Here is a 6,299-nt window from a genome sequence, read left to right as displayed (position 1 = left end):
GGGAAATTATGCCACTCTGCGCTTTGCTCCCGGGGGCGGCGCAAAGCGCCTTGCCGGGCTACGAGTTTTCCACCGTCTGCGGGACAGTAGCCCGGACAGGTGCGCAGCACCGCCTCCGGGAAATTATGCCACTCTGCGCTTTGCTCCCGGGGGCGGCGCAAAGCGCCTTGCCCGGGCTACGAGTTCTCCACCGTCTGTGGGACAGTAGCCCGGACAGGTGCGCAGCACCGCCTCCGGGAAACGCCGGCTTGCACGATCTACGGGCGGTACACGTCAGGCGGGCCGGACGACCTTTAGAAAAGCCCAATTGGCCAGTGGTGGCCAATGACGTACAGCACCCCGGCGGAAATCACCCCGGCGACGATATCATCCACCATGATCCCCATCCCGCCGTGGATATTGCGGTCGAACCAGCGGATAGGCCACGGCTTCCACATATCAAAGATGCGAAAAATCACGAACCCGGCGGCAACCCACTGCCAGTCCATCGTCGGCAAAGCCATCAGCGTAATCCACATCCCGACAAACTCGTCCCAGACGATACTGCCGTGATCGTGGGTACCCATATCTTTCGCCGTACGGTGACAAATATAGACGCCGATGCAGATACTCATCATCACCACCAGCGAATAGAGCTGCCAGGGAATAAAGGTCAGCAAGTACCAGAAGGGAATCGACGCCAGCGACCCCATCGTGCCGGGGACCACGGGGCTAAGACCGCTGCCAAATCCCGTTGCCAGCAGATGCCAGGGGTTGCTCATCTTCAGCCGGCTTTTCGCCACATCTCTACTACGCGCCAAAATGGTCATACCCCTTAACGTCCAGCGTTACCGGCTTGCCCTCACGGGTGAATTGCAGGCCTTCTGATTCAGGAACGATCTGTCCAATACAGGTAAAACGCGCGCCGAGATTGGCAAGCGCCACGTCCAGCGCCCCGCGGTTGAGTTCAGGTACGGTAAAGCACAGTTCATAATCTTCACCGCCGGCGAGCGCCCAGCGCAGCGCCTGCTCCTTATCCACCTGGCGCAGCATCGCATCCGAGAACGGCATTGCATCAAGGTCGATGCGCGCGCCGCAGCCGCTGGCGTTGAGAATATGCCCCAGGTCGGAAATCAGGCCGTCGGAAAGATCGATGGCCGAATTCGCCAGATCGCGCAGCGCCTGACCCTGCAGAACCCGCGGCAGCGGGCGCAGATGACGCGCCAGGAGGTAATCCGCGTCGGTGGCATCTTCCACCTGCAGCCGATCCTGCAAAATCGCCAGGCCAGCAGCGCTGTCTCCCGGCGTGCCGGTGACGTAAATCCAGTCGCCATGCTTTGCCCCGGAACGCTTCAGCGCGCGTCCCGTTGGCACATAGCCGTGAATACCCAGCGTCATCGCCAGCGGTCCGCGAGTAGTATCGCCGCCAATGAGCTGCATATCGTAATAGTTAAGCTGTACGAACAAGCTGTCGCTAAAGGCTTCAAGCCAGGCTTCGTCCGCTTCCGGCAGGGTCAGAGCCAGCGTTAACCACGCCGGTTCGGCGCCCATCGCCGCCAGATCGCTTAAATTTACCGCCAGCGCTTTATAGGCGAGGTCGGCAGGGTCGATGTCGGGTAAAAAATGGTTTCCCGCCACCAGGGTGTCGGTGCTGATTGCCAGCGTTTTTTTCTCGGGGATATTCAGGAGCGCGCAGTCGTCGCCAATGCCGGTTTCAACATCAAGACGTGCGCTTTTTACGCGATCAAAATAACGGGCAATCAGGGAAAATTCGCCGCATGCCATACGTTATGCCTCAGAAAAAGAAAAGAATAAGGCCGGTTTGCAGAAGTGAGACTCTGCAAATCCGGCCCTGGAGTTTACTTTTTGTTGGGACGAATTACCGGGGCAGCTTTGTCCAGCACGCCGTTGACAAACTTGTGGCTATCTTCAGCGCCAAAGGTTTTCGCCAGTTCAATGGCTTCGTTAATCGCAACTTTGTACGGTACATCGCTACGCTTTGACAGCTCAAACAGCGCGATACGCAGGACCGCCTTTTCCACCTGACCCAGCTCATCCAGCAGACGAGAAAGGTACGGCTTCATCAGGCCGTCGAGATACGCGCTGTTAGTCGCCACTCCGGACAGCAGCTCGCGGAAATACAGAACGTCGACATCTTTTACATCCTGTTCCGCCAGGAACTGGTATTCGACATCAGCAATGTCGTTTTTGGACAACTGCCAGGAGTAGAGCGCCTGGACAGCACACTCACGGGCGCGGCGACGAGCAGCAGGTTTCACGGAATTCCCCTTACAAAAATCAGGCCTTGATGGCTTTCAATACGTTAATCATTTCCAGCGCGGTCAGCGCTGCTTCAGCGCCTTTGTTACCGGCTTTGGTGCCAGCGCGTTCGATGGCTTGTTCAATACTTTCTGTGGTCAAAACACCGAAGGCTACCGGGATTCCGCTGTCCTGAGCGACGTGCGCCAGGCCATTGCTTGCACCGCCAGCCACATATTCAAAATGCGCAGTGCCGCCACGGATAACGGTACCCAGCGCAATCACCGCGTCATACTTACCGGTTTTCGCCAGTGCGTCAGCCGCCAGCGGCAGTTCGTACGCGCCTGGAACCCAAACAACGGTAATGTTTTCATCTTTAACCTGGCCAATACGCTTCAGGGCGTCAATCGCACCTTCCAGCAGGCTGTCGTTGATAAAGTTGTTGAAACGCGCAATGGTGATGGCGACGCGAGCGTCCGGGGTAGCAACGTTAGCTTCAATAATGTTCATACTCTTCCTTCGGGTTCAGTTCATTTGGCCCCGCAAGGGGGGCGGATTCTATCATAATAATCGGCGCACTGCTTTCCCTTTTGACCAGGGAAATCAAGCGTTCACTAAATGCAGGCAAATATCCGGGCCTACATGACGTATCTCGTTGAATTTGAAATGGGGTGCTTGCGCTAGTTTCTCAAGCCCCGGCAGCGCGCATAATCCGCGCGCATCGCTGCCTAACAGTTTAGGCGCAATATAGACGATAAGCTCATCCACCAGCCCGGCTTGCAACAGCGCGCCGGCAAGCGTTGGCCCGGCCTCCACCCAGATCGAGTTAATTTGCTGTTTGCCCAGCTGCATCATCAATAAAACCAGATCCAGCCGACCATTATGCTCCGGCACCAGCAGAGTACGTATGCTCTCCGGCCACTGCCGTTCATCTTCACGGGTGCGGGCAAACAGCGTTTCGCCCGCCTGCTGCACGATACGGTGCTGCGGCGTGACGCGATTGTGGCTATCAATAACGATGCGTAAAGGCTGGCGCAGATTTTCCTGCGGGTACAGCGCCTGGGTTTCAGCGTTGAGCTCGTCCCAGCGTACGGTCAGCGCCGGATCGTCCGCCAGCACCGTCGCGCTGCTGGTCAGAATAGCGTGGCTTTGCGCGCGCAGGCGCTGGACATCACGCCGCGCCTGCGGTGAGGTGATCCACTGGCTCTCTCCGCTGGCCATCGCCGTGCGGCCGTCCAGCGATGCGCCCATTTTTAGCTGGATCCACGGAAAGCCGGTGCGCATGCGCTTGAGAAAACCTTTATTCAGCGCTTCGGCTTCATTCATCATCAGCCCGTGGCTGACGTCAACGCCCTCCTGCTGCAAGCGGTACAGACCGCGCCCCGCGACCTGGGGATTGGGGTCCTGCATTGCGGCAACGACGCGGGTTACCCCTGCGGCAATTAGCGCTTCGCAGCACGGCGGCGTACGCCCGTGATGGCTACAGGGTTCCAGCGTCACGTACGCCGTCGCGCCCTGGGCTTTTTCGCCCGCCATGCGCAGCGCATGCACCTCCGCGTGCGGTTCACCGGCGCGATAGTGAAAACCTTCGCCGACGATCTCGCCATCTTTGACAATCACGCAGCCGACATTCGGATTTGGGTGAGTCGTGAAGCGTCCGCGCGCAGCCAGCTTCAGCGCTCGCGCCATGTATATTTCGTCCTGCATGGATCAGTCCTGTAAGCGGGCGATCTCTTCGCCAAACTCTTTGATATCTTCGAAACTGCGATAGACGGAAGCGAAGCGGATATAGGCCACTTTATCGAGCTTTTTCAGCTGTTCCATCACCAGATTGCCGATCATTTTGCTCGGCACTTCACGTTCGCCAGTTCCGCGCAGGTGGGTTTTAATGTGGTTAAGCGCCATTTCGACGTCATCTGAGCTGACCGGACGCTTTTCCAGTGCTTTAAGCATGCCGCTGCGCAGTTTGTCCTCATTAAAAGGCTCGCGCACGTCGTTGCTTTTTACGACTCGCGGCATCACCAGCTCCGCCACTTCAAACGTCGTAAAGCGTTCGTTGCAGACCAGACACTGGCGGCGACGACGCACGGAAGAGCCTTCGCCCACCAGACGTGAGTCGATAACCTTGGTATCTACGGCGAAACAGAAAGGGCAATGCATAGCGCGTCCTGACAAGTAGTTAAACTAACAGGTAGTTTACCGCGAAGTGACCCGACAACAAAGAAAGAGCTTTTGAGACAAAGGATCTATAGTGCGTTTAGCCGAACGATCTACCATTAAGCATCCTCTGTTAACGGAATCTCGACTATGACAAGACGTTATTTAAAGCTGGCCATTGTGGGTAGCATTTTCACCCTTAGCGCCTGCGCGCAGCAAAGCGAAATTCGCCAGATGAACCAGAGCGTGAGCACTCTGAGCAAAGAGATGACCCAGCTCAATCAGCAAACGGTAAAAATTACTCAGCAAAACGTTCTGAACGCGAAATCTAACAGCGGCGTATACCTGCTGCCGGAGGCGAAAACGCCAGCTCGCCTGAAAAGCCAGATTGGTACCCTGCGCATGTCGCTGCTCAATATCGCCCCGGATGGCGACGGTACCCGCCTCACCCTGCGCATTCAGGGGGAATCAAACGATCCGCTGCCGGCCTTTAGCGCGACGGTCGCCTCCGGGCAGATCAGCGGCACAACCGATAGCTACCAGGAGGTTAATGTACAAAATCAGCTCATTAGCGCTCCGGCAAGCGTCCTGGCGCCGAGCGATGTCGACATTCCGCTGCGCCTGAATGGCGTGACGCCAGAGCAGGTTGGCTTCGTTCGCATCCACGATATTCAGCCCGCCAGTATGCAGTAATGCCGTCTGCCGGATGCGTTCAACATCCGGCTTTTTTTCCGCTGTGCAAATCCACTTACAGATTTCCCGATCGGTTCACTAAAAATTGACAGGAATTATGAATTTCGGTGGCATTTCGTCAAGAAATGCATAAAATCGTGAACGCAATCGATTACCTATGTCTTCGTTATGTGAAACAACACATATTTTTGTGAGCAATGATTCCTATAATAGACGCCACAGAAATACGAAATATTTAGAAACGCTACGGCGATTCTTTTAACGCCTTCAGGCTTAATTTAAACAGTGGCATCATTATGAAAAAAACATTACTGGCAGCTGGCGCAGCTCTGGCGCTCTCCGCATCTTTCTCTGCCAGCGCGGCAGAAAACGACAAACCGCAATATCTGTCTGATTGGTGGCACCAGAGTGTGAACGTGGTGGGCAGCTACCACACTCGTTTTGGGCCGCAGATTCGTAACGATACTTATCTGGAATATGAAGCGTTCGCTAAGAAAGACTGGTTTGATTTCTATGGCTATATGGATGCGCCGGTATTCTTCGGCGGCAACACCGACGCGAAAGGTATCTGGAACCACGGTTCTCCGCTGTTTATGGAAATTGAGCCGCGCTTCTCTATCGATAAACTGACCGGTACCGACCTCAGCTTCGGCCCGTTCAAAGAGTGGTATTTCGCCAACAACTATATCTACGACATGGGCCGCAACAAATCCGGTCGTCAGAGCACCTGGTATATGGGTCTGGGTACCGATATCGATACCGGCCTGCCGATGAGCCTCTCCCTGAACGTCTATGCGAAATATCAGTGGCAAAACTATGGCGCATCTAACGAGAACGAATGGGACGGTTACCGTTTCAAAGTGAAATACTTTGTGCCGCTGACCGATCTGTGGGGCGGTTCACTGAGCTATATCGGCTTCACCAACTTTGACTGGGGCTCCGATCTGGGCGATGACAACTCTTATGATTTGAACGGTAAGCATTCACGCACCAGCAACTCCATCGCTTCCAGCCATATCCTGGCGCTGAACTACGATCACTGGCACTACTCCGTCGTGGCGCGTTACTTCCACAACGGCGGCCAGTGGGCGGATGACGCGAAACTGAACTTCGGCGACGGCGACTTTAACGTCCGCTCTACCGGCTGGGGTGGTTATTTCGTGGTCGGTTACAACTTCTAATCGGCCCGATTATCCCCGGCAAATGCGCCG

The 6,299-nt window shown here is 55.7% G+C and carries 8 protein-coding genes; 2 read left to right on the top strand and 6 right to left on the bottom strand.

The genetic code is table 11. The annotated features are described in order from the left end of the window. Positions 1 to 293 precede the first annotated feature (293 nt). From pgpA to nrdR, 6 genes are all read right to left on the bottom strand, one after another. Positions 294 to 809 (bottom strand): phosphatidylglycerophosphatase A, encoded by a 516-nt coding sequence (gene pgpA / locus ABLV75_RS12690; protein ID WP_004099462.1) that lies wholly within the window; start codon positions 807 to 809, stop codon positions 294 to 296. Further along, a complete protein-coding gene (gene thiL, locus ABLV75_RS12685) occupies positions 790 to 1,764 on the bottom strand; it encodes a thiamine-phosphate kinase (protein WP_004099460.1) in 975 nt (324 codons plus the stop codon). Before thiL ends, pgpA begins: the two co-directional genes overlap by 20 nt. A gap of 74 nt (positions 1,765 to 1,838) precedes the next feature. Further along, positions 1,839 to 2,258, bottom strand: coding sequence for a transcription antitermination factor NusB (gene nusB / locus ABLV75_RS12680; RefSeq protein ID WP_004099457.1), 420 nt, complete (start codon positions 2,256 to 2,258; stop codon positions 1,839 to 1,841). Positions 2,259 to 2,277: 19 nt separating this feature from the next. Next, on the bottom strand, positions 2,278 to 2,748 hold the full coding sequence (gene ribE, locus ABLV75_RS12675; protein ID WP_003021575.1) for a 6,7-dimethyl-8-ribityllumazine synthase: 471 nt from the start codon (positions 2,746 to 2,748) through the stop codon (positions 2,278 to 2,280). A gap of 93 nt (positions 2,749 to 2,841) precedes the next feature. Then, positions 2,842 to 3,945, bottom strand: coding sequence for a bifunctional diaminohydroxyphosphoribosylaminopyrimidine deaminase/5-amino-6-(5-phosphoribosylamino)uracil reductase RibD (gene ribD, locus ABLV75_RS12670; RefSeq protein ID WP_004099453.1), 1,104 nt, complete (start codon positions 3,943 to 3,945; stop codon positions 2,842 to 2,844). Between the two features lie 3 nt (positions 3,946 to 3,948). Continuing rightward, on the bottom strand, positions 3,949 to 4,398 hold the full coding sequence (gene nrdR, locus ABLV75_RS12665) for a transcriptional regulator NrdR (protein WP_004099449.1): 450 nt from the start codon (positions 4,396 to 4,398) through the stop codon (positions 3,949 to 3,951). A gap of 147 nt (positions 4,399 to 4,545) precedes the next feature. Here nrdR and ABLV75_RS12660 point away from each other — a divergent pair, with 147 nt between their 5' ends. After that, positions 4,546 to 5,088, top strand: a complete 543-nt coding sequence (locus tag ABLV75_RS12660; RefSeq protein WP_004099446.1) for a DUF3251 domain-containing protein — start codon at positions 4,546 to 4,548, stop codon at positions 5,086 to 5,088. 296 nt (positions 5,089 to 5,384) lie between these two features. After that, complete coding sequence (locus ABLV75_RS12655; RefSeq protein ID WP_004099436.1) at positions 5,385 to 6,269, top strand: nucleoside-specific channel-forming protein Tsx; 885 nt, start codon at positions 5,385 to 5,387, stop codon at positions 6,267 to 6,269. The last annotated feature ends 30 nt before the right edge of the window (positions 6,270 to 6,299 follow it).

This window comes from Klebsiella sp. CN_Kp066 (assembly GCF_040065135.1).
Classification (GTDB): domain Bacteria; phylum Pseudomonadota; class Gammaproteobacteria; order Enterobacterales; family Enterobacteriaceae; genus Klebsiella; species Klebsiella oxytoca.
The sequence above is the reverse complement of the archived record's forward strand: the minus strand, read 5'-3'. Positions and strand labels throughout refer to the sequence as shown.